This window comes from Spirulina sp. CCNP1310 (assembly GCF_034932185.1).
In the GTDB taxonomy this organism is placed as follows: Bacteria; Cyanobacteriota; Cyanobacteriia; order Cyanobacteriales; family Spirulinaceae; genus Spirulina.
Genome location: NZ_JAYGHW010000002.1, coordinates 59,881 through 85,679, shown reverse-complemented (window position 1 = coordinate 85,679; position 25,799 = coordinate 59,881). Strand labels below are relative to the sequence as shown.

General features: G+C 53.0%; 22 protein-coding genes. 13 read left to right on the top strand and 9 right to left on the bottom strand.

All coding sequences use genetic code 11. The features are described from left to right. Positions 1-6: 6 nt before the first annotated feature. From VB712_RS01020 to VB712_RS01000, 5 genes are all read left to right on the top strand, one after another. Positions 7-2,529, top strand: a complete 2,523-nt coding sequence (locus tag VB712_RS01020; protein WP_323251218.1) for a putative bifunctional diguanylate cyclase/phosphodiesterase — start codon at positions 7-9, stop codon at positions 2,527-2,529. A 134-nt stretch (positions 2,530-2,663) separates the two neighbouring features. Then, the gene (locus VB712_RS01015; protein WP_323251216.1) at positions 2,664-4,574 is read left to right on the top strand and encodes an adenylate/guanylate cyclase domain-containing protein; all 1,911 of its coding nucleotides are present in this window, start codon (positions 2,664-2,666) and stop codon (positions 4,572-4,574) included. Between the two features lie 57 nt (positions 4,575-4,631). Continuing rightward, a complete protein-coding gene (locus VB712_RS01010; protein WP_323251214.1) occupies positions 4,632-6,500 on the top strand; it encodes a hypothetical protein in 1,869 nt (622 codons plus the stop codon). 397 nt (positions 6,501-6,897) lie between these two features. Then, complete coding sequence (locus tag VB712_RS01005; protein WP_323251212.1) at positions 6,898-7,635, top strand: DUF4114 domain-containing protein; 738 nt, start codon at positions 6,898-6,900, stop codon at positions 7,633-7,635. 114 nt (positions 7,636-7,749) lie between these two features. Next, positions 7,750-8,514, top strand: a complete 765-nt coding sequence (locus VB712_RS01000; protein WP_323251210.1) for a DUF4114 domain-containing protein — start codon at positions 7,750-7,752, stop codon at positions 8,512-8,514. Positions 8,515-8,571: 57 nt separating this feature from the next. Here VB712_RS01000 and ligA read toward each other — a convergent pair whose 3' ends face one another. Both ligA and psbN read right to left on the bottom strand, forming a co-directional pair. Next, positions 8,572-10,611, bottom strand: a complete 2,040-nt coding sequence (gene ligA, locus VB712_RS00995; RefSeq protein WP_323251208.1) for an NAD-dependent DNA ligase LigA — start codon at positions 10,609-10,611, stop codon at positions 8,572-8,574. A gap of 8 nt (positions 10,612-10,619) precedes the next feature. After that, entirely contained in the window at positions 10,620-10,751 is a 132-nt protein-coding gene (gene psbN, locus VB712_RS00990) for a photosystem II protein N (protein WP_323251206.1), read from the bottom strand. A 77-nt stretch (positions 10,752-10,828) separates the two neighbouring features. Here psbN and psbH point away from each other — a divergent pair, with 77 nt between their 5' ends. The 3 genes from psbH (at position 10,829) to VB712_RS00975 (ending at position 12,852) form a co-directional block, all read left to right on the top strand. Next, positions 10,829-11,032 carry a photosystem II reaction center phosphoprotein PsbH gene (gene psbH / locus VB712_RS00985; RefSeq protein WP_323251204.1) on the top strand — a complete coding sequence of 68 codons (204 nt, stop codon included), beginning with the start codon at positions 10,829-10,831 and terminating at the stop codon, positions 11,030-11,032. 75 nt (positions 11,033-11,107) lie between these two features. Further along, positions 11,108-11,410, top strand: a complete 303-nt coding sequence (locus tag VB712_RS00980) for a TatA/E family twin arginine-targeting protein translocase (protein WP_323251202.1) — start codon at positions 11,108-11,110, stop codon at positions 11,408-11,410. Between the two features lie 260 nt (positions 11,411-11,670). Next, positions 11,671-12,852: a peptidoglycan-binding protein gene (locus VB712_RS00975; protein ID WP_323251200.1), complete on the top strand. Its 1,182-nt coding sequence runs from the start codon at positions 11,671-11,673 to the stop codon at positions 12,850-12,852. Positions 12,853-13,056: 204 nt separating this feature from the next. Here the strand turns inward: VB712_RS00975 and VB712_RS00970 are convergent, their stop codons facing one another. Next, positions 13,057-14,673: an iron uptake porin gene (locus VB712_RS00970; protein WP_323251199.1), complete on the bottom strand. Its 1,617-nt coding sequence runs from the start codon at positions 14,671-14,673 to the stop codon at positions 13,057-13,059. 520 nt (positions 14,674-15,193) lie between these two features. On the opposite strand from VB712_RS00970, the gene VB712_RS00965 reads away from it, so the two are divergent. After that, positions 15,194-16,369: a HetZ-related protein 2 gene (locus VB712_RS00965; RefSeq protein ID WP_323251197.1), complete on the top strand. Its 1,176-nt coding sequence runs from the start codon at positions 15,194-15,196 to the stop codon at positions 16,367-16,369. On the opposite strand, the gene lipB is transcribed toward VB712_RS00965, so the two are convergent. Continuing rightward, entirely contained in the window at positions 16,366-17,064 is a 699-nt protein-coding gene (lipB, locus tag VB712_RS00960; protein WP_323251195.1) for a lipoyl(octanoyl) transferase LipB, read from the bottom strand. The two genes, VB712_RS00965 and lipB, sit on opposite strands and share 4 nt — an antisense overlap. Positions 17,065-17,409: 345 nt before the next feature. Here lipB and hpf point away from each other — a divergent pair, with 345 nt between their 5' ends. The 3 genes from hpf to VB712_RS00945 all read left to right on the top strand — a co-directional run bounded on the left by hpf (position 17,410) and on the right by VB712_RS00945 (position 19,362). After that, a complete protein-coding gene (hpf, locus tag VB712_RS00955) occupies positions 17,410-18,042 on the top strand; it encodes a ribosome hibernation-promoting factor, HPF/YfiA family (protein WP_323251193.1) in 633 nt (210 codons plus the stop codon). 634 nt (positions 18,043-18,676) lie between these two features. After that, positions 18,677-18,910 (top strand): hypothetical protein, encoded by a 234-nt coding sequence (locus VB712_RS00950; RefSeq protein ID WP_416236214.1) that lies wholly within the window; start codon positions 18,677-18,679, stop codon positions 18,908-18,910. After that, positions 18,907-19,362, top strand: a complete 456-nt coding sequence (locus VB712_RS00945) for an HNH endonuclease signature motif containing protein (RefSeq protein ID WP_323251189.1) — start codon at positions 18,907-18,909, stop codon at positions 19,360-19,362. The genes VB712_RS00950 and VB712_RS00945 overlap by 4 nt, the downstream gene beginning before the upstream one ends. 88 nt (positions 19,363-19,450) lie before the next feature. Here the strand turns inward: VB712_RS00945 and VB712_RS00940 are convergent, their stop codons facing one another. Then, entirely contained in the window at positions 19,451-19,756 is a 306-nt protein-coding gene (locus VB712_RS00940; RefSeq protein WP_323251187.1) for a hypothetical protein, read from the bottom strand. Between the two features lie 684 nt (positions 19,757-20,440). Here VB712_RS00940 and VB712_RS00935 point away from each other — a divergent pair. After that, entirely contained in the window at positions 20,441-22,234 is a 1,794-nt protein-coding gene (locus VB712_RS00935; protein ID WP_323251185.1) for an iron uptake porin, read from the top strand. Positions 22,235-22,296: 62 nt separating this feature from the next. Here the strand turns inward: VB712_RS00935 and malQ are convergent, their stop codons facing one another. From malQ to ndhI, 4 genes are all read right to left on the bottom strand, one after another. Then, positions 22,297-23,805 carry a 4-alpha-glucanotransferase gene (malQ, locus tag VB712_RS00930; RefSeq protein WP_323251183.1) on the bottom strand — a complete coding sequence of 503 codons (1,509 nt, stop codon included), beginning with the start codon at positions 23,803-23,805 and terminating at the stop codon, positions 22,297-22,299. A gap of 188 nt (positions 23,806-23,993) precedes the next feature. Next, complete coding sequence (gene nuoK, locus VB712_RS00925; RefSeq protein ID WP_323251181.1) at positions 23,994-24,305, bottom strand: NADH-quinone oxidoreductase subunit NuoK; 312 nt, start codon at positions 24,303-24,305, stop codon at positions 23,994-23,996. 146 nt (positions 24,306-24,451) lie between these two features. Next, on the bottom strand, positions 24,452-25,054 hold the full coding sequence (locus VB712_RS00920; protein ID WP_323251179.1) for an NADH-quinone oxidoreductase subunit J: 603 nt from the start codon (positions 25,052-25,054) through the stop codon (positions 24,452-24,454). A gap of 109 nt (positions 25,055-25,163) precedes the next feature. Beyond that, positions 25,164-25,775, bottom strand: a complete 612-nt coding sequence (ndhI, locus tag VB712_RS00915; protein WP_323251177.1) for an NAD(P)H-quinone oxidoreductase subunit I — start codon at positions 25,773-25,775, stop codon at positions 25,164-25,166. Positions 25,776-25,799: the final 24 nt, after the last annotated feature.

The window sequence follows — 25,799 nt, the reverse complement described above, 5'->3', positions numbered from 1 at the left end:
CCAGTTATGGGGCGTTGGCTATGCAATCAGGGGCGGCCCACTTATCTATCGCGCCTCATCACTCGGCTGAGGCGACGGTATCCCCTGCGCCCGCCCCATCTGTTTTGGGTGGCGATGCGCTCTGTGGGCTGCTCCAGTGTGTTGCTGATGATGCTCTACCCCTGGGTGGAAAACCAAGGCCTCACCGAACCCTTAGAGTTAGCGATCGTTGATTATTGGGTTACTCGTCAACCCGATCCCCCACCCGATCCCCGCTTCCTCATTGTCACGATTACCGAAGCAGATATTCGTCAGTATGGTTGGCCGATTAGTAATGATGACCTTGCGGCGGCCTTAGCAACAATCCAACAGTATCAGCCCCGTGTTGTCGGCCTCGACCTCTATCGCAATCTGCCCAGCACAGCGGATCACGAGGCGCTCGCCCGCCAATTGCAGGCTTCCAACTTGATTGCCATTGAAGAAATTGTTAGCAATATCCCACCCCCGCCCCATGTGCCACCGGAGCGGGTGGGGTTTAATGATTTCACCCTCGATCATGATGGTGTGATTCGTCGCCTCTTGCTCCTTGTCGGGGATGAGGAACAAAGCTATTATTCCTTTGCCCTGCGCGTTAGTCTCGCCTACTTGAAGGAAGAGGCCGATTTAAATCGCGATCGCCTCTGGATCAACAGTGTCCCCTTCCCACGCCTCACCCCCCAAGCGGGGGGATATCAACGGGCCGATACACGGGGGTATCAAATTTTCTTCAACTACCACAGTCACCAAGATTTTGCCCCGACGATCAGCCTGGCATCCGTATTAGCTGGAGAACTCACCGCCGAGCAGGTGAGGGATAAAATCGTCCTGATCGGTAGTGTGGCCCCCAGCCTCAAGGATCTGTTTCTCACACCCTATAGCCGGTATACCGATACATTGCAATTGCCGGGGGTGATACTCCATGGCCAGGGGGTGCGGCAAGTGGTGGCGGTGGCGTTGGGAGAAGAGCGTTTATTTCGGTTCTGGCCCCGCAAGGCGGAATGGCTCTGGTTGGGGGTTTGGACGATCATCGGGGGGGCGATCGCCTGGCAGGTGCGGCATCCCTTGATCCTCGGGGGGGTTGTCCTCTGTGGTGGCGCGGTGATGATCACAACCGCCGGGTTGCTGTGGCAGATTAACCTCTGGATTCCCCTGGTGCCGCCCCTCCTCAGCTTTGCGATCGCCGTCGTCTTGGCCATGGCCCATCGCCTCCTCTACACCACCAATCACGACAGCCTCACTGGTTTACCCAACCAACGCAGCTTCATCAGCCGCTTAACCCCCCACCGGGGCCGGGGGGGAGGCAAAACGGTGATCTTTCTCGAACTCGATCGCTTCAGTTGGATTCGCAACAGCATTGGTGAGCAGGGGGGGGATCAACTCCTGCAAGCGGTGATGTCCCGGTTGCAAACGGCCCTGCCTCGGGGGGCCATTTTGGCCCGATTGGGGGGGGATAATGTGGCGATCGCCCTTCCCCAAACCGACCACGAATCTGTCGTGGCCCTCGCTGAACATTGTCAAACCAGCCTCAGTCGCCCCCTCCACCTCAACTCCGGCCAACCCATCAGCCTCACCGCCACCCTGGGCATTGCCATCCCTGAACCCCACCACATCCACCACCCCGAAAATTTACTCCGGGATGCCCAAACCGCCATGTATCGCGCCCGTAGCCAAGGGTTAGGCCATTATGAAATTTTTGCCACCGGGATGCTCACCGCCAGCTTAGAGCAATTCAATCTAGAGCAGGAAATGCGTCAGGCCATTGCGGCGGCAGAATTTATCCTCTACTACCAGCCGATTATTCATCTCGAAACCAGTGAAATTATTGGGTTTGAAGCGTTGATCCGCTGGCAGCATCCCCAACAGGGCTTTATCTCCCCCGGTGTGTTCATCCCCCTAGCGGAGGAAACGGGCTTGATTATCCCCCTGGGGGATTGGATTTGCCAGGAGGCGATCGCCCAAGTCTACCAATGGCAACAGCAATTTCCCCACCGCTCCCTCACTGTCAGCATTAATCTATCGGGACGACAATTTGAACAGGCAGATTTTGGGGAAAAATTAACCCAATTCATCACCAGCAGCGGCGTTGATCCCCAGGGGATTAAGTTTGAAATTACCGAAAGTATTGTCATGGGCAATGTGGAGGCCGCCATTGATCTGATGCTGCGGATTAAATCCCTGGGCTGTAGAATTAGTTTGGATGATTTTGGTACAGGGTATTCTTCCCTCAGTCAACTGCGCCGCTTGCTCCTCGATACCCTGAAGGTGGATCAATCCTTTGTGCGGTCGTTGGGGGATAGTCGCGAAGATTTAGCCATTGTGGAGATGGTGATTAACCTCAGTCATATCCTGGGGATCGAGGTGATTGCCGAAGGGGTGGAAACGGAGCCGGATGCGGCGCTGTTGCGATCGCTCCATTGTGATTTTGGCCAAGGCTATCTCTGGGATAAGCCCCTGCCCGCCACCGTAGCCACGACTCGCCTTGAGCAGGATATGCGGATCGAGCCAGGTTGAGCGAAGGGCCGAAGGGCAAAAGGTTCAAAAATATTTTGCCCCCACTCCCCACTTCCCACTTCCCACGATTACCCCCCAAAACAAAGGCTAGAATTGGGGCAAACAGTCTGATCAACCGTTACTCCCTTGGATAGATGGCATTTTGGTCAAGAAGCCTCCAGCTTCGTTTAATCAGTTATTTTGCCTTGCTTTCCTCCCTGACGGTGCTCAGTGTGGGACTTTTGACATTTTTGGGGGCCCGGATTCTGATTACAAGGCTGGTCTTTGACCGCTTACGGGTTTCGGCTTTGCTCAAGGAAGAGGCAATTAATCTTTGGATTGATAACCAACGGGATGCAACGACGGCGATCGCCCAACTCAATGATCTTCGCACTGCTTTACCGCCCTTGCTCCTTGATGATCGCCGTAACCTCGCCTCCGCCCAAGCCTACAGTGAGATCAAACAAACCCTCAACTCTGCCCTCGCCAGTCGCCCCGAATTGGCGGAAGTCTTAATCCTCAATAAAACGGGGGGTAAGGTGGTTCTCTCCACCAATCCTGATCGGGAGGGGGAATATCGCCTCAAGGATAGTTACTTCCGGGAAGGTCTCAAGGACACCTACATCCAAAGTGTTTATCCCTCCCCCGTCACCAACCGCCCGACGATTACGATCGCCACCCCCCTCACCAATGATTGGGGGGATGTGGTGGCGGTGTTGGCGGTTCATCTCAATTTGGAGCAGATGGATCGAATTATCCTAGATCGGGTGGGGTTGGGAGAAAGTGGCAGTAGCTATTTAGTGGATGCCTATAACTCTTTTGTCTCCGGCGATCGCTTTGGCAAAGATGAATATCCCCGTGGTGTCCATTCCGAAGGGATTCGTAAGGCGATCAACCGTGAAGATGGGGGCGGCCTGTATCTCGACTATGCCGGTGTGCCGGTGATTGGCTATTCCCGCTGGTTGGAGCAGTTGGATGTGGCGCTGTTGGTGGAAATTCGCCAAACGGAGGCCTTTGCCCCGGCCCGGCAATTGGCTTGGGGGATTGTGATTGTCGGTGTAACTTCCGTATTGCTGGTGATGCCCATCGTCTCCTGGGTGAGTTCCCAAATTACCCGCCCGATTTTGGCGATTAAAGATGCGGCGATGCGGGTGGCTGATGGGGATTTTCTCCAATCGGCTCCAGTGCTGACCCAGGATGAAGTGGGGATGCTGGCCCAGGCCTTTAACCGCATGGCGGAACGGCTCCAAGACCTCTACAGCGGTTTAGAGGAAAAGGTGATGCAGTTGGAACTGGCGGAAATGTCGGTGCGCAAAAGTTTGCATGAATTGCGCATTGAGCAGGAACGGTCGGAACGGTTGTTGTTGAATACCTTGCCTCAGGCGATCGCCAAGCGGCTCAAGGTGGGAGAAAATATTATTGCTGAACATTATGAACAGGTGACGGTGTTGTTTGCGGATTTGGTGGCCTTTACCAAACTGTCGGAGCGGATGCCGCCGAAGCGATTGGTGGAGATGCTCAATGAGATTTTTTCCCAATTTGATCAACTCAGTGAACACCATGGTTTAGAAAAAATTAAAACCATTGGTGATGCCTATATGGTGGTGGGGGGTGTGCCGGAACCCCAGACGGGCCATGCGGAGGCGATCGCCGCCATGGCCCTGGATATGCTGACGATCCTAGCGGCCTTCAATGAGCGCACGGGGGAGGCCCTCAGCCTCCGCATCGGCATTCATTCCGGCTCCGTGGTGGCGGGGGTGATTGGCATTAAAAAATTCACCTATGATCTCTGGGGGGATACGGTTAACTTGGCCTCGCGGATGGAATCCCAGGGAATTTCAGGAAAAATTCAGGTGTCCAGCACCACCTATGAACTCCTCAAAGACCGCTTTGAGTTGGTGGCAAGGGAGACGATTATGGTGAAAGGCAAGGGGGTGATGCAGACCTATTTTTTGGTGGGCGATCGCGCCGGTATTGCCGGCCATCTCCCGCCCAGTATCCTCGATCCCGACCAAAACCCCACCCCCAAGCTCCAAATCAATTTTCCCCAAACTCCTCCCGATTAAGATCGCGAAACTGGGTACAATCAGGGTATTGAAAGGACGGACGTTGAACCCACTGTTATGACCCGACGCTATTGGCTTGAGATTACCGAATATGTGTTTCTCGCTGGCTCCGTAATTGGTACGATCGCCGCTGCTGCAACTCAACAGGTTGTCTATGCTGCCGTCCCCTTAACGATTACGGTGGGCTTGAACATGGATAATCGCCACCGCATCAATAAGTTAGGTCAGCAGCAGCAACTCACCGGCTTAACCCACCTTCATCAAATCATCGATCCCCTTGAGGAACGGTTGGGGGTGATGGAAGCCCTCACCGAAGAGGTGAAAACCTGGGTACAGGAACACAATGCGGAGGGGAAAGAGGCGATCGCCGCTGTCCAACGCAGCATTAACCCGCTGAAAAACACCCTCGAACAACTCAAAACCCAAACCCAACAACTGGATACCCGCACTCAGCAACAACTGCGGGAGTTTAAAGAAAATCAACTGGAAACCAAAGAGGCGGCGGTTGAGCAGCTTGAGCAGTTCTTCAGCCGCATTCGTGAGCATTTGGCCCAACTGGAAACCCTCGCCAACCAAGTGAACCCCGCCACAACGGCCCAGTTAGCCACCATGGAGGGGGCGATCGCCGACCTCCAAAACAGGTTTAACCCTCTCCAAGCCCAAGTAGAGCGCCTCAGTGAGCAACCAGAGGGCGCGGCGATCAATTCTGCCCAAGTGCAAGAAATTGCCGCCGCCTATCAGGCCCAAGTCCAGACCCACCTTGAGGAACTCTTGACCCCCCTGCGCAGCGAGATTGATGATCTCAAGGCGATCGTCCAAGAGCGGCATCCTGTCACAGCGGAGCTACAAGACCTGCGGGCCACCATCAGCCAACTTCAGGCCAATATCAACATTCCCCTGGATGTCTCCCCCCTCTCAGGCATAGCCATCCCCGACAGCAATCCCCTGGCCTCAAGTACTACCTTAGTGGCGCTCCAAACCAGTAACGGCAAGTCCCATTGGCATTGTCTCTATGCCCTCAATGCCCATCGCAGCGGTGTGAATGCGATCGCCATCAGTCGCCATGGCCAAACCTTTGCCAGCGGCAGTGACGACCACACGATCAAATTGTGGAACCTCTCCAGCGGCCAAGAACTCCGCACCATCAACCCCCCCAACGGCTCCAGCGGTGTGGCCCAAATTAAAACCGTCGCCCTCAGCCCCGATGGCCAAATCCTTGCCAGTGGTGGCGATGATAAAACAATCAAGCTTTGGCATCTTTCCCCCGGTCGTGCCAACCATGTCCTCAGTGGTCATGGGGGAACGGTGAAATCCATTGCCTTTAGTCCTGATGGTCAAACCTTGATCAGCGGCAGCGATGATAAAACCGTGCGGATTTGGCACGTTCCCTCTGGGGAACCGATCCGCACCCTCACCGGCCATTCAGAATGGTTTACGGGGGTGAAGGCGGTGGCCATCAGTCCGCAGGGGGATCTCCTCGCCAGCAGTAGCGATGACAAAACGATCAAACTTTGGAGTTTAGCCACGGGTGAAAATCTCCGCACGCTCCTAGGCCACCACGGCACGATTAACGATCTCGCCTTTAGCCCCGATGGCCAAACCCTGATCAGCGGCAGTGATGACAACACGTTAAAAATGTGGCAAGTCAGTGATGGCCGGGAGTTAACCACCCTGTCGGGCCATCATGGGGCCGTCCATGCTGTGGCCATTAGCCCCAATGGCCGGTTTTTAGCCAGTGGCAGTTGGGATCAAACCATTAACCTTTGGGATTGTGCCACAGGCACAAGGGTCGAAACCTTGACAGGCCATTCCGCAGCGGTGGTTTCTTTGGCCTTTGGCCAGGAACGCCAGGGTAATGGCTCCAGTCCCCTCTGGTTAGTGAGTGGGAGTAGTGACAACACGATCCGGATTTGGCAGCAGGTTTAGGATTGATTGCGCCGGAACGTGGGGTTAATCGTTGTCAAGGATGCTGAATTGATCGGGGTTACTCCGTAGGTTTACTCCCCTAAATATCCCCAAAGAAACTAAGACCCCCTGCCATCCCGTATTTTTACGGGAGAATTGGCTCCTGCTTAGTGCGTTTCAGGGGAAAAGCTTGATAGGCCGTTGATTGGCGGCTCTAGAGCCATGGTATAATGGGAAGGAGATGGGGGGTATGGATGGTGCGATCGCCCCCTGCCAAGTCTAGGATTTACAGCAACTTTAAACTGCATCTGATTAACAAGAAGATTGTGTAAACTCTTTGATTTTTCCTTTGCAAGAAAAATTCTATTCCCTAGACTATAAGTAAAGAGATGTATAAGTGAGTCCCAAGCAAAGTCCTATGAAATCCTCCATCGTCAAAACCCTAACCACTAGCTTCGTTGTTGCCACCGCCCTCTTAACGGCTGGCACCGCCCAAGCCCAAACCCTTAACCTCAAACAAGATAACCCCGCCCTCTTCGACACCTTCAATAGCTGGGTCAACGGTGAACGCCTGACGATTCCCGAAAATATTGTCAGCACCATTGAATTAGACCCCGCAACCCTCCGTTGGATGAGTGGTGCGGATCCCGTCGAAATTTACTTCATCAACGAAGCTGCCGCCTACCGCAACGTCTTCTCCTTCTCCGCCAACGGTGGCGAAAAACAAGTAGTCTTCGGGGATGTTTCTTCCACCGAAAGCATCAAACGCGAAGCAGATGGCCCTCTGGCCTTGGGTGATGGTGTGAGCCTCGGTTCCTTTGAAGGTGACACTCAATTGGACTTCTTCCTCACCCCCACCTACAAGGGTTGGACGGGTAAAACCCTGGGGACGAAAGCCGCTGATAACCCCTTAGGTCTGCCCCACTTTATTGCCAAGTCTTACTTTGACGCAGGCACCAATGAAAACTGGGTGGTGATCGGGATTGAAGATATCGCTGGCGACAAATCTGACCGTGACTTTAACGATGTAGTCATCGCCGTTCGCGGAATTGTGGGAACCCCCATTGAACAAGAAAAAGTTCCTGAACCCATGACTCTCCTTGGTTTAATTGGGGTCGCTGCTTTGGGTGCTACCAAAGTCCGTCGCCAAGCCTAGGTTTAAATAACCCTCAAGCTCTCGGTTAATATCGCCTAAGATAATGGGGGAGAGTTCGGTTGACTCTCCCCCCTCGCCTTATCATTCTTTTTGATATCTCCGCTGGGAGGCCCCATGAAAAAAGTATTGTTGACAACCCTCACGGCTGGGTTAGCCGTGCTCACCTGCGGCATCGGCACAGCCCAAGCCCAATCCGTCAATCTCCAGGATTCTCGCCCCGATTTGTTCAACACCTTTAACAGTATGGTGAACAGTGAACGGTTGGCTATTGATAACTCCCTGGCTCAACTGATGGAGATTGACCCCCAAACCCTGCGTTGGATGACTGGGGTGGCTCCTTTAGAGGTCTACTTCATTAATGAAGGGGCGGCTTACCGCAATATGCTCTCGTTCTCGGTGAATAGCGGAGCACAGCAAACCATCTTTGGGGATATTTCTTCTACGGAAAGTGTACTGTCAGAAAAAGATGGGGCCTTGCGTTTAGGGGATGGGCAAGTGCTCGGTACTTTCGCAGGCAATACTCAAATTGACTTTTTCCTGACCCAAGCCGGTCGCCGGGCCGATGGTTCCACCTGGACAGGACACACCTTTGGCACGCAGGCAGCAGCCAACCCTTTTGGTTTGCAGCACTTCATTGCCAAATCCTACTTTGACGCTGTGACCCAAGAAAGTTGGCTGCTCTTGGGGGTTGAAGACTTGGTGGGTGAATTTGATCCGACGGGCAAAGGCTCTGACCGTGACTTTAACGATGCGGTGTTTGCGGTGCGCGGCTTGATTGGTACGCCGATTCCTGGCCCAACTGTCCCTGAACCCGCAACGCTTTTAGGTTTATTGGGTGTGGCTGCTCTGGGTGCTACCCGTTTGCGTCGAAACGCCTAAGGCTTTTGCCCCCTCCAGGGGGCAAGGCGATCGCCTTTTCGTTATACATCTTTGGACTCACTCAAGCAGTTGGCGGAGTTCTCTCTCCTCTAACTGTGGAATACCTAGTTGTTGAGCTTTGGTCAGTTTTGACCCTGGCTTGTCTCCAACAACTAGGTAATTTATTTTGGAGCTAACAGCACTGGCAACTTTTCCCCCGGCTTGCTCGATCAGGGTTTGGGCTTCTTTGCGGCTCAGGGTGGGGAGTGTGCCGGTGATCACGAAACTTTGACCGACAATTTTTGTTAACGGGGCGATCGCCCCTTGCCCCGATGATTTCCCCTCGGGTTGGGCAAAACACAACCCTAGACTTTGTAAATTTTCGATTAAAGCTTGATGGTGGGGGGTGCGGAACCAGTCATAAACCGCTTGGGCAATTTCCCCGCCAATGCCATGGATCGCTTCCAGATCAGTAACGCGGGCGGCGGCGAGTTGCGCGACGGTGGGGAAGGCTTGGGTGAGCATTTCGGCGTTGACTTTGCCCACATGACGAATGCCCAAACCATAAAGGACGCGGGCATAGGGTTGGGCTTTGGAGGCGGCGATCGCCCCCACCAAATTGGCCGCCGACTTCTGCCCCATCCGCTCCAAAGTGAGTAATTGCTCAGGGGTTAAGGTATAAAGTTGATCGAGGGAGGCCACCAACCCAGAGCGCACCAACTGCGCCACCCATTTTTCCCCTAACCCTTGAATATCGAGGGCATCGCGACTGGCCCAATGTTCAATGGCTCCCCGCACAATCGCCGGGCATTGGGGATTGACACAGCGAGTCACCGCTTCTGTTTGGGGTCGCACTAAGGGCGAGGCACATTCGGGGCAATGGCTGGGCATCACAAAGGGAACCGTTCCCGCTGGCCGCAGATCCGGCAACACCCGCACCACCTCCGGGATAATTTCCCCCGCCTTGCGGATAATCACCGTATCCCCAACGCGAATATCTAATTCAACAATCCGGTCAGCATTATGGAGCGTCGCCCGCTGTACCGTTGTCCCCGCCACCGCCACCGGCTCCATAATCGCCATGGGGGTGACGGCTCCAGTGCGCCCCACATTGACGGTAATCGCTTTAACGGTGGTGCTCACTTCTTCAGCGGGATATTTGAGGGCGATCGCCCACCGGGGGAATTTCTGCGTAAACCCCAACTCCGTTTGTAACGGGATGGGATTGAGTTTCAAGACCACACCATCGGTCATATAGGGCAGATGGTGGCGTTTCTGTTCCCAGGCCTCAAAATAGGCCCACACCGCCGCTAAATCCGGGCAGCGTTGGCAGTGGGGATTAATCCGAAAACCAAACTGTTGCAACAGTTCGAGGCTTTCCCATTGGGTTTTGAGGGGGGGATGGTTGGGCAGATGGAGTGTATAGGGGAAAAATTCTAAACGACGGCGATCCACCACCTGGGGATCCAATTGTCGCAACGTGCCAGCGGCAGCATTGCGGGGATTGGCAAACAAAGGTTCGCCCCCTGCGGCCCGCTCTTGATTGATCCGCTCAAATTCCCCCAAGGGCAAAAAGGCTTCCCCCCGCACCTCCACCAGGGGCGGCGGATTTTCCACCGCTAACCGCAGGGGGATCGTGCGGATCGTGCGGATATTTTGGGTAATCTCTTCGCCGGTTGTGCCATCCCCCCGCGTCACGCCCCGCGTTAAGACCCCCTCTTCATAGGTCAACGCCAAGGCCGAGCCGTCAATTTTTAGCTCACACACATAGTCAAAGGTTGGCAGTTCCCCCAGCAGCTTTTCCCCCTGCCGTTGCCAACGTTCCTGCCATTGTTGTAATTCCCCCTGATCAAAGGCATTTTCAAGGCTATAGAGGGGGATAGCGTGGCGATGGGAGGGGAATTGGTTAGCGGGGCGATCGCCTACTCGCTGAGTGGGGCTATCGGGGCGAATTAACTCCGGATGGGCCGTTTCAAGGGCCTGCAATTCCCGATAAAGGGCATCGTAAACCCCATCAGGAAAAATCGGATCATCCAACACATAGTAGGCATAGCCCGCCTGTTGGAGTTGGCGACGGAGTTGCTCCGCCCGTTGGGCAGCATCAGAGGGAACAGCCATAGGAGGGATTAGTCTTCGTGGTCTTCAAAGGGATCACTGAGTTCTGCCGACGGGGCCCCAAAGGAGATATAGATAGAATAGGCCGTGGCAGCAATCACAAGGGTAGCAATGCCAATAATAAAAACTGTTTCGGATTCCATGATCTCGCGTGAAATTATGATAACGATACCTCTATGATATGATGGAACCTTAATAAACGCTCACTTGAGATTCCTCTATGTCACAACGCACCTGGTTGGGCGATCGACTCAAGCCCCTGAACTCCGAATATGGTAAAGTCTCCCCTGGTTGGGGCACGACCGCAGTCATGGGAGTCTTCATGGCTCTTTTTCTCGTCTTCTTGCTGATTATTCTGCAAATTTACAACGCTGACCTGTTGCTCAATGATTTCTCCGTTGATTGGCGAAATTTGACCAACTAAGGCGAGGGCTTTTGTCCAGTTATTCAAATTCCCGGTCTATCCGGGTTTTTTTGTTGTTTTATTCCCCAGGAGCTTATGAATATTTTTGGTGTTGGTTTACCGGAAATGGTTTTAATTTTAGTCGTCGGGTTGTTGATTTTTGGCCCAAAGAAATTGCCAGAAATTGGCCGCAGTGTTGGGAAGGCAATTCGCAGCTTTCAAGAGGCGAGCAATGATTTTCAGAATGAGTTAAAGCGGGAAGCCGAGAAAATTGAAGAATCGGTGAAAATGAATGCTCAACTGGAATCAAAAACCACCGTAGCGGTAGAATCTGCCGATGCTGAGGGAGAGAATACCATTGCCAAGCCAGAGCAACCGGCATCGGCTCCGGAAGGTTAAGGGGGATCCCCCCTGCCCCCCTTAACAAGGGGGGTTTTATGGATCATTGATTTAAAGCATAGGGGGATCCCCCCTGCCCCCCTTAACAAGGGGGGTTTTATGGGTCATTGATTTAAAGCATAGGGGGATCCCCCCTGCCCCCCTTAACAAGGGGGGTTTTATGGATCATTGATTTATTTAAAAAATATTGCTGTTTGAAGGCTGTTGCAAAATTCCCCTTAAGCTAACAACAGTATTTGACCATCACTGTTGGGAATATTATGCTTACTCCTCTCCAAAAACAGGCAGCTAAAGCGATTGTCAATGCCTTTGAAACCGGAACGCTTCAGGGTGACTATGGCAATGTCACCTTTTTACCCACGGATCCAGGGGGGCTAACCTATGGGCGATCGCAAACCACCCTCAATAGTGGCAACCTTGCCCTGTTAATCACCGCCTATGTCAAAGCACCGGGAGCGCTCTACGCCGACGAGTTACGCCCCTACCTGGGCCGCTTCGATGCCCAAGATCAAAGTCTCAACCGCGACAGTACGCTGCGCCGCATCCTCCAAGATGCGGGCAGTGATCCGGTGATGCAAACCACCCAAGACGAATTTTTTGATCGGGTCTATTGGGAACCCACCGTCACCAGTGCCAACTATATCGGGATTAAAACCGCCTTGGGGATGGCCGTTGTCTATGATGGCCGCATTCATGGCTCTTGGCATCTGATCCGCGATCGCACCATCCAAAACCATGGCAAACTGAGTGCGATCGGCGAACAAAAATGGGTTGCCCAGTACGTCGCCACCCGGCGCAACTGGCTCGCCAACCACAGCATTGAACTCCTGCGCCGCACCGTCTACCGCATGGACACCTTTAATCAGTTGATTGCCGAAGGCAATTGGGATCTCAAACTTCCCTTTTTCGTCCGGGGGTTGCGGGCCGATGCAGCCGCCCTCAGTCCCCGCGCCTCCGGCTCCGCTGACATTGCCCCCGAACGCCTGATCAAACTGCAAACCCCCTACCTTCGCGGCGAAGACATTCGCCAAGTACAAATCGCCCTCAATCGGGCCGGTTTTAGCATTGAACCCGATGGGGTCTTTGGCCCCGGCACAGCGGAATTAGTCAAACAATGGCAAACCCAAAAGGGTTTAACCCCCGATGGCATTATCGGTGCCGCCACCCGCTCCGCCCTCGGCGTAGATGGGGAAGACCTGGATGCAACAACCGCCACAACTCCCCCCATCGATCCCACCGCCCTCAAACTCACCAACCCCCCCCTCAAGGGCAACGAAGTCCGCGCCCTCCAAGCCGCCCTCCGGGAACAGGGCATCCGTGTCAGCACCGATGGCGTATTTGGTTCCGATACCGAACAAGCAGTCAAAGAATATCAACGGAGCAAAGGCATGGCCGCCGATGGCGTTGTTGGCCCCGCCACCCGCCGCAGCTTAGGGCTTTGAGCATTGATCACACTAGATAGAATCATGAGGGCAACTTAGTCCGCTTCCCTAGTTCGTCGTGCGGACTGAAGTCCGCTCCCCCATGGTTTAAAAATTTCAGCGCTCAATCCCCTTGGCTATTGCCATAACCCACAAATAAAAAAAGGAGGGTGATTAGACCCTCCTTTTTTAGTCAGATTAATGTCACATCAACAAACAGACAATCTAGAACCGGAAGATGGTACGCAGTGCAGCACCATAGAGGTTATTACCCGCAGTACCGTTGGGATTCCAGGACATGAAGAAGGCCGGAGCCAACTCGATGTTGTCGTTCACATTGAAGCGATATTCAATGTTGCCCAACAGTGCCGTTGTGGGGTTTTCAGCGGCGGGGCCTTGGATACGAGCAGCGGAGGGAACTTGACCGAAGCCCAGACGCAGCACGTCAGAATCTTGGAAGATTTCGGGGAAGGAGACATTCAACGCCCAGTTCCAAATATTGGCTTTGGAACCACGGGAGATGAAGGTTGTACCACTCAATCCACCGGATTCCGCAATCCCCACGGTGTAACCCGCAAAACCACTAACGTTGATTTTGGGGCTGAGGTCGTAGGACAGCGCCAAGTGGTAGTGGTTGCCAGAGGTAGCTAAAGGCCCGAAGGGAGTACGGGCTAAATTAGTCCCGACGCTATTCAAAGAAGGACCTGAGCCACCAGGAGAGAAAGTGCGGGAGTACCCCAACGCCGCATTCAGCTTGCCAAAGGAAGCATTTAACTGCACAGGGAGGGCAAAACTGCCGCCGAAGATGCCACGAGTCGGGTCTTCAGCCTGACCAGCAAAGTAACCGAGGTCGATGCCTAAGTTATCGTTGAAGCGAATATTCGCCCCAACAGCAGCGCGGGCTGCACCTTGGGTATCATAAAACGCGGTGTTATAGGCATTGCCTAACGGCACATCGTCGTAGGAGTAGGGGGCAGTGCTGGCAGCATCGAGGATGTCATCAATCGCAATCCCTTGGGCAGCAACGTGGAGACGAACGCTGTCGTTGAGAGGGAATTGATACCAGAGTTTATCGAGGTTGACACTGCTGGCGGTATTGCCGTAGTAGTTCAACACTCCAGCACCGGTTCCTAAGTTCCCCGTGCCAAAGTTCGTTCCGTTACCTGCATTGAGGCGAGTAACGAGGAGATCTTCACCAGTAAAGCTGGTGTCAAAGCGCAGACGAGCACGGTAGTCAAAGGTGAGATTCTCGTTGGTTGGAACATTGGCAGTTTTGCCCCAAGGGGTTCCCAAAGTCCAAACAGCTTCCCCGGCCAGTTTGGTGGTGGTGGAGAATTGGTTGTCTTCGAGGAAAGAAACGCGGGATTCCAGGTTATCCACACGGGTTCCGAGCATGGCCAGTTCCGCTTCAAACTCCTGCATGAGGCGGTTCATGGTTTCCAGGTCTTCCTTCGTGGCGAAGTCAGCGGTGGTTTCGGCGATCAATCGCTCGATTTGCTGTAAGCAGGCATTTAAACCAGCAGCAAATTCGTAGCGGGAGAGGGAGCGGTTGCCGCGATAGGTGCCGTTGGGATAACCCTTGAGGCAGTCGTAACGACGCACTAAATCATCTAACGCTTGGAAGGCCCAGTCGCTGGGGGAGACATCGCTGAATTGGGATGCGCCGGTAAACTGGCCCATCGTGGTGTTGCCTTCCGCGCTGTAGCTCTCGATCTGCTGGAGCAGATCGCTAGCGGAGGTGGAATCGCTGAAGTATTGGGCTTGGGCTTCGCCAGTGGCGAGCACAGCAGCACCCAAAGCAGCCGGAGCGATAAATAGGGCTTTAATCACTTTCTTAGACATTAACTTTCCTCACACTTAACCAAGGGAACACAACGAAATCAACTGGCTTGAGAGTTTGGGGTCGGTTTTGACCTTTCACAGCCCTAGAGCCTAACACCTTCGTGATCATAGTCGAAATTTCTCCTGAGGATCAAGAAGGGGTTAAGACGAGGTTAGGAAGAGAACTCACTTGCGCTAGATGTTAATTATTATTACTGAAACTGTCAAGGCTAACCGGCTAAATTTCGGAGTTTTCTTGAAATTTCCACCTAGGGCTGTGCTTTGGGGGGTTGACCTCCTCCCCTGGCCTCAAGAGATCAGGATTCCCTAGGGATAGCATTAGCCGCCCTTGGATCGGTGGTGGGGTGACAGTTTCGTTCAGATCACTGAAATCTCCAGAGCGACATGAAACAATGAGCCAGATGGGATGATGGATTCCATGGGAGGGGTGGGTTTCAAGGTGGGGATGAGCGTTACAGCCCCCTTGAGCCTGGCCGAATCTGTGATGCTGTTCTAACATCTTCATTAAGGTGGCCAAGTGATGAGTACAACAATGGATGATTTGGGGAGTGAGCAAAATCTTTCGATCTGCCCATGGGCAAAGCAATTACAGCAGGCTTGGGGAGAACGTCTAGCGGTAGATTATCCGCATTTGCGTTTGGCTCAACGGGAGAGTTTAAGCCAATGGCTGTTGGGGCCGAAGGTTGAGGCGTTGCATCAACTGGATGAAAAGTTCCAACGGATTACGGAGCAGTCCATGGAGTATCGCTACCGGATTCTCAGCCAACGCTATTTGGAGCAGAGTCCGGGACGGGCTTACCAGAATTTGATTCAGCGGTTGGGGTCGTTGATGGTGGTGCGCCATAAAATTCGTACTTGGGTGGCGATGAGTCGCGATCGCAATCGGGCGGTGGCGGATGTGCTCCAAGAGGTGATCCAGGAGATGCTCCAGAGCGATCGCTATATCCAAACGGTGATTGATTGGGTGGCCCAATGTACGGAGGAGCAGACATTACGCAATGCGCTGCTGCTGGCCAGCATTGAGGAATATTGCCTGCGGCCGATTCGCAATCAACCTTTATTGGTGTATCGGTTTGTTAATTATTTGCGGCGATCGCAGCGGGGGGGGATGACCCAAGTCCCCCAAACGGAACGGATTAAGATGATCTCGGAAGAAATTACCCTTGATGATGGGGATTCTTCCTTAAGCTTGTTTGATATGGAGGCCGTCAGTACCCATCAGGCGGCGGAGGTGGGGGCAGAGGAGCAGACGCTCCGGGAAACGGTGTTAGCGGAATTTGAGACCTATTTAACAACGGAGGTGGAACCCCTCGCGGTGGATTGGTTGCGCCTTTACCTCCAGGGCCATACCCAGGAGGCGATCGCCCAAATTCTTGATCTGCCGGTGAAGCAAATTTACCGTCTGCGGGAAAAGGTGACATACCATGCGGTGAAGATCTTTGCCCTCAAGGGCCGACCGGATCTGGTGGCCAATTGGCTGCAAACCTCCCTCCATGAGCATAATTTAGGGTTGACCGCTAGCCAGTGGCAAACCTTTTGGGAGGCATTAACACCGACACAACAGCAGATCATCGGTAAGTTGAAAATGGCGGAACCGATTGAGGCGATCGCCAAGACGCTCGAATTGAAAAAGTCCCAAGTCATGGCGGAGTGGGGCAAAATTTACCAGCTTGCCCAAGGGCTGCGATCTAGCTAAGGGATGGGGATTGTTCCGCCTTGGGGCTGGATCTGACAACCAAACACTTGGCCAAAAGCTTGGGCCACTTGAACCCGCACCGCTGCCACGGTAATTTCTGGGATGAACTGGGCTAAGGAACCGACGGGGCGATCGCCAATGCCACAGGGGACAATTTCCCGAAACCCAGCTAAATCGGGGCAAACATTGAGAGCAAACCCATGGATCGTGATCCACCGTTTGACCTTAATGCCAATGGCCGCCACCTTCACCCCCTCCACCCAAACCCCCGTTAACCCCGGAATTCTTTCTCCCCTTAAACCATAGTGGGCCAAGGTCTCAATCAGCACCGCTTCCAATTGGCGCAGATACCAATGGAGATCGGGCCGGTAAGATTGAAGGTTGAGGATCGGATACCCCACCAATTGCCCCGGACAATGGTAGGTGACTTCTCCCCCCCGTTCCGTGCGAAACAGTGAGTAATTGCTCTCTTCCCGCTGAAATTTAAGATGGGCTAAACTGCTCCCTGTGCCGAGGGTATAAACCGGCGGATGCTCTAATAAAATTAATAAATCTTCAAGATCAGGGTGGGCTAACCGGGCTGCAAGGAGCGATCGCTGCCAAGCCCAGGCTGTCTCGTAGGGAACGCAACCTAAATTGTAGAGGAGGCAATGGCGGGGAATAGGCAATGGTCGCAACTTGTCAAGAACTATCACAGGATGCAACAGATGGTAAAGAGAAATCAAGAGGTTGCGTTCTCTAGAATACAAAGTGCTAGGGTGAGAATATAGAAAGCAGTTCAGCCAAGGAGATTCTTTCTACGGGTCAGTGATCAACCGGAATTTTGAAGGTGATTGATCAATCCCAACCATGACCCTTCCCTCATGGCTCCGATAGACCCGGCGATCGCAACAGGTACCAGCCTCAACCCACCGTTCTGAGCAGAAAAACCGCTTGCGTTTGGAAGGAAAACCAATACTCGCATTGCCTCGACGCTTGGAGCAGATCCATCCCAGCCCCAGACTCAGGCAGTTTTATCCTACACAATGGAGTCGTTCAATATGAAGCTTTTAATCCAGGGCAATAATATTACCGTTACGGATTCGATTCGTGATTATGTACACCAAAAGCTGGAGAAAGCTGTTAAACATTTTCAAGGCATTACCACCACGATTGATGTTCATCTCTCCGTGGCGCGTAATCCCCGCATTAATAACAGTCACGCCGCAGAGGTGACGGTTCATGCTAATGGGACGGTGATCCGTGCCCAAGAGAGCAGTGGGGATCTCTATGCCAGTATTGATTTAGTGGCGGATAAAATTACCCGCCAACTCCGGAAGTATAAAGAAAAACACCTCGCGAAAGCCCAAGCTCAACCGAAGACCCCCATTCCCCTCGATGATCAAGTGCTCACCAATGATTTAATTGGCGATCGCGCTCCGGAGTTGCCCGCTGAAGTGGTGCGGATGAAATACTTTGCCATGCCGGCCATGAGCATTGAAGATGCTCTGCACCAATTGCAATTGGTGGATCATGATTTCTTTGTGTTCTGCAATGAGCAAACCGGGGAAATCAACGTGATTTATAGTCGCAACCATGGTGGTTTTGGGGTGATTTGTCCCCGCCCGGAAAATGGTCACAACAACGGCCAAAGCAGTGGTTCTGTAGAAGTGCCTGCCGCCGCCACGGTTTAAGGGTTAATCGCTAAATTTTATCGATCTTAATGGGTTTGGACTTCCTCAATCCCATAACGCACAAAGGGTGAGCATTGCTCACCCTTTTTTTTACCAAAATTCATGGGTCTAGAGCAACGTCCTGACTTCGACAAGCTCAGTCACCATCCAGGACGGCTTTTGATGGTGTATGATTAGCGTAGCGGATAGGGTAAGCAACCGCTTTAAAAACCCGATGCTACCTAACCCGTAGCTACTGAACCTTGGCAATTGAATCTATGGGGTTCTACTTCATTGTTCTAGACCTCCCTGCAAGTAGGTAAAAGATTCACAGGGACTAGACGAATCAGTTTTTGGCAAATATTGCTGCCAATCCAAACAAACTTTGGAGCAATCCAACTACGGTGGGGCACACCGAAAGTAACGCTTGGGGAGAGAACCACCTCTATGTAGGACTTCGCAAGGAATCCTAGGTAAGTGGACTCGGTGAGCCAAGAATCCCCGTGCCTTTAGGCCGGGGAGTGTCAATGGTACAAACCGGGACTCCATTCCGGAATGATGCGGGTGTCAACTATCGTTAAAGTTGGCAGGAACCACGATCGCAAATCCCGCTGCATTCTCTACAATGAGAAAAAACGTATTTTTCTTCGGTTCTATGCTGCCCACGCTTGCTAAACCCTCTAAACTCATTAGCCAAATTCGGCTGACCGCAGTTGATCAGTGGATGCTGTTTAAGTTTGATGACCTGTTACAGACACGGATGGAGGAGCTATTAGAGCGAAAAAAAGCAGATGTGCTGACTCCGGAAGAGCATCTTGAGTTGGAATCAATCGGTGAGATGGATCGAATTTTCACCCACATCAACGCTATGTTGGTGGCACAGACATGACCACCGATACGGTGCTCCGGCAGTTGGTGCGTGAGCGGGCTAGAGGGCTATGTGAATATTGTCATTCTCCAGAACGCATCAGTGCTAATCGTTTCACATTTGACCATGTTTTGCCTCGCTCTTTAGGCGGTTTAGATGAACTGGAGAATTTAGCTCTGGCTTGTCGCCGCTGTAATGAGCGTCGGTATAACTTTGTGGGTGGTGTTGATCCAGTGACCAAAGCAGTGGAACCGTTATTTAACCCAAGAACGCAACATTGGGCAGACCACTTTGCTTGGACAAGCGACGCTGTTGAGATTGTAGGAACCAGCGCATCAGGACGAGCAACGGTCAGTCGGCTGGATCTGAACGATACTCGCTATCCGCCCGAAGAATCAATCCAAAGTGCCAGAGCATTGTGGCGACAGGTGGGTATTCATCCGCCGCAAGGTGATCCGATTCAGGAAAGCTGAGCCGCATAAAAAAGAGCAAGCCACCCAATCGACTTGCCCCCCACATTATGTGAATGTCCTAATCCAAACTCAAAACATGATCAATTAATCACTGATACAATCCCGGACTCCATTCCGGAATGATGCGGGTGTGAATGCCGTTGGGACGGAGGTTCTGGCCGCCCGGTGCAGTATTGGCGGCGGGGTTATTTTGGGCGGCGGGGTGGTCGGGTTGGGTGGTGGGTTCGGGCAGGGTGAGGCGAGCGGCGTTCAACTCCGGTACATTGATTGAACTGGGAGTAAGCGTCGGGGTGGGAGTAAGCGTCGGGGTGGGAGTAAGCGTCGGGGTGGGAGTCGGAGGGATAAAGGGGGAGAACCCAACGGGGAAAGGACGAGAGTTAGAAGCGTCGAACAAAACCCCGCCGCCAGAAGAAATAGAAAGAGACCCACCATTCTGTCCATTGGTCAGTACATATAACTCGAAGTTTAATGGACTGGTGGATACCAGCGAGCCAGAGGCATCAGACCCGGAGATGGAGAATGGGCTCGAAAAGAAGTAACGCCTGTTAAGGCAGGAGTCATAGCATAGTCGGCCGGTGGGGTTTGAATTCTCGGTGTCAGTGTGGATGGTACGAGAGTCTGTAAGAGCAATGCTACCACCACCACTGGACATCATCGTAGTAGAAGGAGAGAGAGTCATAATCCCCCGATTATTCGTGAGAACCAACTCGCGGGTGGCCGGATTGAAGGAGCTGAAGGACAGAGCATTGACTTGTTGTGCATAAGCACCATCCGAGACCCCACCTAGGGAGACTAGACCGAGGGCGATCGCCCCAGCCAGAGCGATTTTAGATTTAGTTTGCATTGTTGAGCAGAAAATATATGTTCTACCCAGTATATACAGTGTTATTTTCCGATGCACAGGGTTAAATCACACAACATTTCGGCCGTGGATTCAATCACCATCAGAATACGGAAACATTGAATAGATAGCCAAAACTTATGAAACCGTGATATCGTCCTGAAGCTTCTGGAGTGGTCTGGATCATCCACAACCAATCCAACGAGCGCAATGATATCCCATTCAACCACCTTAACTTTGATACGTAACTCGCGCTTGTTGCCGATCTTTAGCGTTCTTAGCCTCAGTTCAACCGCCTTCATTGCCAGCACCACCGCCGCCCAAGCCCTGCCCGAACTACCCGCAGCCAGCACCACCGCCGCAGATCTCGGCAACGGCAGCACCATCCTCAACCGTGACCTGAGCCAGTTCACCCCCACCCCGCAACCGATCACCCCCACCCCGCAACCGACATTTGGCTCCCTCAGTTCCACCGCACCGATGGGCCAAATCACCGGAGTAAACCAACTCTCCGACGTGCAACCCAGCGACTGGGCCTACGCCGCCCTCAGCGATCTGATCAGCCGCTACGACTGCCTCAAAGGCTACCCCAACGGCACATTCCAGGGGAACACAGCCCTCAGCCGCTACGAATTCGCCGCTGGGCTGAACGCTTGCCTGCAAACCATGGAGCGTCTCCTCGCAGAAACCACCGCCAACTTTGCGACCCAAGCAGACTTCGAGATCCTGCGTCGCCTCTCCCAAGAATTTGAAACCGAACTTGCAAACCTCGGCAGCCGGGTCGATAACCTCGATAGCCGGGCGCAATTCCTCGAAGATAACCAATTCTCCACCACCACCAAACTCTATGGTCAAGTGGTATTCGGTTTGCAAAGCCGCTTCAGCAACTCCATCGACTTCAGCAACAACACCACCGGGGCAATAGGAAGTGATGGTCAAACCGACACCGCCGACCCCAACGATGAAGTCAGCTTTGGCTACAACGCCCAATTCACCTTCCTCACCCAATTTGGCCCCGGTAGTTACCTGCTCACCGGGATGCAAGCCGGCAACATCAACACCAGCGTGAGCAACCCCGCCAACTATGGCCTGGTGAACAACAACTTCACCCGCTTAGGCTACGAATCCGACACCGCCAACAGCCTCATCTTCAGCGATGTCAGCTATCGCCAGCGCGTCACCGATCGCCTAGCCGTGATCATCGGCCCCGCAGGCGTGAACCCCGTCAACGTCTTCCGTGGCCCGTCCCGCGTCGAAAGTGCCGGATTTGGCCCCATATCTCGCTTTGCCCAGCGCAACCCGATCATTCAACTGGGCGGAACCAGTGCCGGGGCTGGTTTTGACTGGCAAGCCACACCGATTCTGAGTGTGCAGGGGGTCTATTCGGCAGCGTTTGCGAATGTTCCCACCGAAGGCTTCATCGGTAAAGCCTATACCCTAGGGCTTCAAGCTCTCGTCACACCCACCCGCAATACAGATATTGCCCTCTATTTCCTCAATGGTCGATCCGGTGCAAATCAGGGCTTCTTGAATACCTTTTTGGGTGATGAGCAAGTGTCGTCGCTCAATGGTGTGGATCTCGAAACCAATGCCTTTGGCATCACGGCCAACTGGGCCATTACCGATGCTGTCACCCTTGGCGGCTGGGTAGGCTGGACGACCTCCCATCAACTCAATTTCGACGGTTCAGTACAGACCAACAATTGGATGCTATCGTTGCAGTTCCCGGATCTGTTTGCCGAGGGGAATTTTGGCGGCATCTTCTTTGGTATGCCACCCCGCATCACAGAAAGTAATTTAAGCGCCAATGGTCAAGTGCTGGGGAATATTCCGAGCTTCTTTAAAACGGGCAGCACCGCGTTTAATGGCGGTCGGGATGATAGGGCATATCACCTAGAGGCGTTTTATCGCTGGCGGTTGAGTAACTACATCACACTTACACCCAGTTTGGTGGCGGTGTTTAATCCGGGGCATAACGCCAACAACGATACGGTGCTGATTGGGGCGTTGCGGGCCACGTTCTCGTTTTAAGCAGCGACGCAAAATGGCATAAATCATCAAAACCCCCCTTTTCAAGGGGGGCAGGGGGGATCCTAACCCTGAGGCAATCGGCCGTAGAGTTCTGTTAAACGGCGGAGGCGATCGCCCAACTCTGGCCGCAACATCGATTCTTGATACCGCCAATCCCAATTGCCTTCCGCCGCACCGGGCATATTCATCCGGGATGCCGTACCCAACCCCAAAACATCCTGTAAAGGATAGATCGACAGTTGGCCCACCGAACTCATCGCCATGCGAATCATCGCCCATTCAATCGGCTCCGGTGGAACCCCCCCGAAGTAGTCATAGACCCGCTGTTTGGCCTCCTCATCCCTGGCATTAAACCAACCCACCGTCGTGTCATTATCATGAGTGCCGCTATAAACCACACAATTGAGGGAATGGTTAAAGGGTAAAAAAGGATTACCCGGGCCAGAATCAAAGGCAAAATGCAACACCTTCATCCCCGCAAACCCAAACTGATCCCGCAACGCCTCCACCTCCGGTGTAATCACCCCCAAATCCTCAGCAATAATGGGCAAGTCCCCCAACTTATCCTTGAGAATTTCAAAAAACTCGGCTCCCGGTGCATTCACCCATTCACCCTTAATCGCCACAGTTTCCCCCCCCGGCACTGACCAAAAGGATTCAAAACCCCGGAAATGGTCAATGCGCATCCAATCGACATAGTTGAGCATTCCTTCAATGCGCTGTACCCACCAAGCAAAATGGGTCTCCTGTAAAGCTTCCCAGTTGTAGACGGGATTGCCCCACAGTTGACCAGTTTCGCTGAAGTAATCCGGCGGCACACCGGCCATCTGAGCCGGTTCACTTGTTTCGGGGTCAAGGCAGAAAATTTCCGGATTGGCCCACACATCCACGCTGTCATGGGCCACATAAATAGGAATATCCCCAAAGATTTCTACACCATGATCATTGGCGTATTGTTTTAGGGTTGACCATTGGCGGAAAAATTCCGACTGAATATATTTGTGGTAGAAAATTTCGTTTTTGAGTTGGGCGGTGACTTGGGCGAGGGTTTGGGGATCCCGTTGAGCTAAGGGTTCATCCCACTGATGCCAACTGGCCCCGTTTTGCTGGCCTTTGATGGCCATAAACAGGGCATAGTCATCGAGCCAATAGGCTTGAGCTTCACAAAAGGCCAGAAATTCTTTTTTGCGCTCTGGGGTGGCTTTGGTGACAAAATTTTGACTGGCTTTGTGGAGGAGGGGGATTTTAATGGCGATCGCCCCTTCATAATCCGCCTTAATCGCGTTAAACATCGGGAGGTGATCAAAATCCGATGCCGCGAGTAACTTTTCGGCCACCAGCCATTCTAAATTGATCAGTAGAGGATTGCCGGCCAGGGCAGAATAGCAAAGGTAGGGAGAGTTGCCATAGCCGGTTGGCCCCAAGGGCAAAACCTGCCAAACCTGTTGGCCACTTTCAACCAAAAAATCAACAAAGCGGTAGGCCTCTTGGCCCAGATCCCCAATACCAAACCGACCAGGGAGGGAAGTGGGATGCAGTAAGATACCGCTTGCTCGCCGCGAAAATGCCATAGTTGTGGATAGCCCATAAAACCGCAATTCCTTAGCAATGTACGGCCTGTGAGCTTTGAACGCAAGGGGATGAGGGTAATTCTTGACTTGTCATGGGGCAAGGGGCGATCGCCCCTCCGCTACCAAGCCATGGAGAGAGCCAATCATCCCCCCGCTCCGATTGCCCATCAGGGCAACCAAAGGCTTGCCTACCACTTCAGGAGATTAAATTGCTCCATATCCACAGTGTCGCGATTGCGATAGATGGCCAAAATAATCGCCAACCCGACAGCCGCTTCCGCCGCCGCCACGGTAATCACAAACACCGCAAACACCTGGCCTTTAATCTGATCCGGGTCGAGGAAGTTGGAAAACCCCATCAAATTCAGGTTAACGGCATTGAGCAGCAATTCCACGGACATTAAGACGCGCACGGCGTTGCGGCTGGTGATTAGACCATAGATACCAATGCAAAAGAGGGCAGCAGCTAAAAGCAAGAAAAATTGCAGTTGAAGTTCCATGATTGGGGAAGGGTAAGGGTTGACGGGGGATCCCCCCTGCCCCCTTGATAAGCGGGGTTTCTGGATTAACCCCCTGATCAAGGGGGTCGGCGTAGCCGGGGGGATCGTGAGTCGTAAAAATAAGAAGGTTAGGGTTGATAGGTACGCTATCGCGGCTCGCTCGGAGTTCCCGCCAATTCGCGGGGGCGTTCCGGCAAGGTTAGGGCTTCTTGACGGGTGAGGGGATCTATGCCTTCAGGCACAAAATCCCGACGCGCCAGGATAATCGCCCCCACCATCGCCATCAACAGCAGCACCGAGGCTAACTCAAAGGGCAAGAGATAATCACTGAAGAAATGGCGGCCAATTTGCACCACCGTATTTTCAATCCCAATGGTGCTATCCAGCGCCCAAGGCGTAGCCAGCACCATTGTTGATAGGAGAATGAATAGCCCCACACAAACCACCCCTGTTGCCCCTTGACGGAGCCAACGATTCGCCAAAGGCGTAAAATCCTCCCGCTTATTCACCAACATAATGGCGAACAAAATTAAGACGTTCACCGCCCCCACATAGATCAAAATTTGGGCAGCGGCCACAAAATCAGCATTGAGCAAAATATAGAGGCCAGAAATACTTAAAAAAACGCCCCCTAGGAGGAACGCGGAATAAACAATCTGATCTAGAATGACAACCCCTAGGGCAGCGGCAATCATGGCAACCCCAAGGACAACAAAGGAAATCAGTTGAAGGTCTGCGGCGAGATTCACGAATAGGGTTCTCCGAGTTTGGGACTTAAAAAGCGGTTGTGAAGGCCAGGGTGAGGGTTGGACTGGAGGGGGCGATCACTGCGCTAGGGCTGATCGCCCCTTGGCTCCCCTAGCTTTCTGGTTGAGCCGGAACTGTTGTGCGTTTGAGTTCTGCCACCAGTTCCTCCGGACGTTTGCCAGCCCGTTGGGCATCGGGGGGAAGGTCGTGGGGATCCATTTCACCCTTAGGCAAATAGGCAAATTCCCGCAATGGCGTGACCATCGGGTCTTGGGTGACTTTGTAGGGAAGACGACCCAGGGCCACACTGTCGTAGTTGAGTTCGTGGCGATCGTAAGCCGCTAACTCATACTCCTCCGTCATCGACAGGCAATTGGTGGGGCAATATTCCACACAGTTGCCACAGAAGATACAAACCCCAAAATCAATACTGTAATGGTTGAGTTTCTTCTTTTTCGTCGTTTTATCAAATTCCCAATCCACAATGGGCAGGTTAATCGGGCAGACCCGCACACAGACTTCACAGGAAATGCACTTATCAAATTCGTAGTGAATCCGGCCGCGATACCGTTCGGAGGGAATTAATTTTTCGTAAGGGTACTGCACCGTGACCGGCCGCCGCTGCATATGGTCAAAGGTGACGGATAGGCCTTGACCAATATACTTCGCTGCTTGGGCAGCATCTTTAGCATAGTCCCCGACTTGTTTGAGAAAGTTAAACATGGGTTTTCGGGTAAATCAACAACA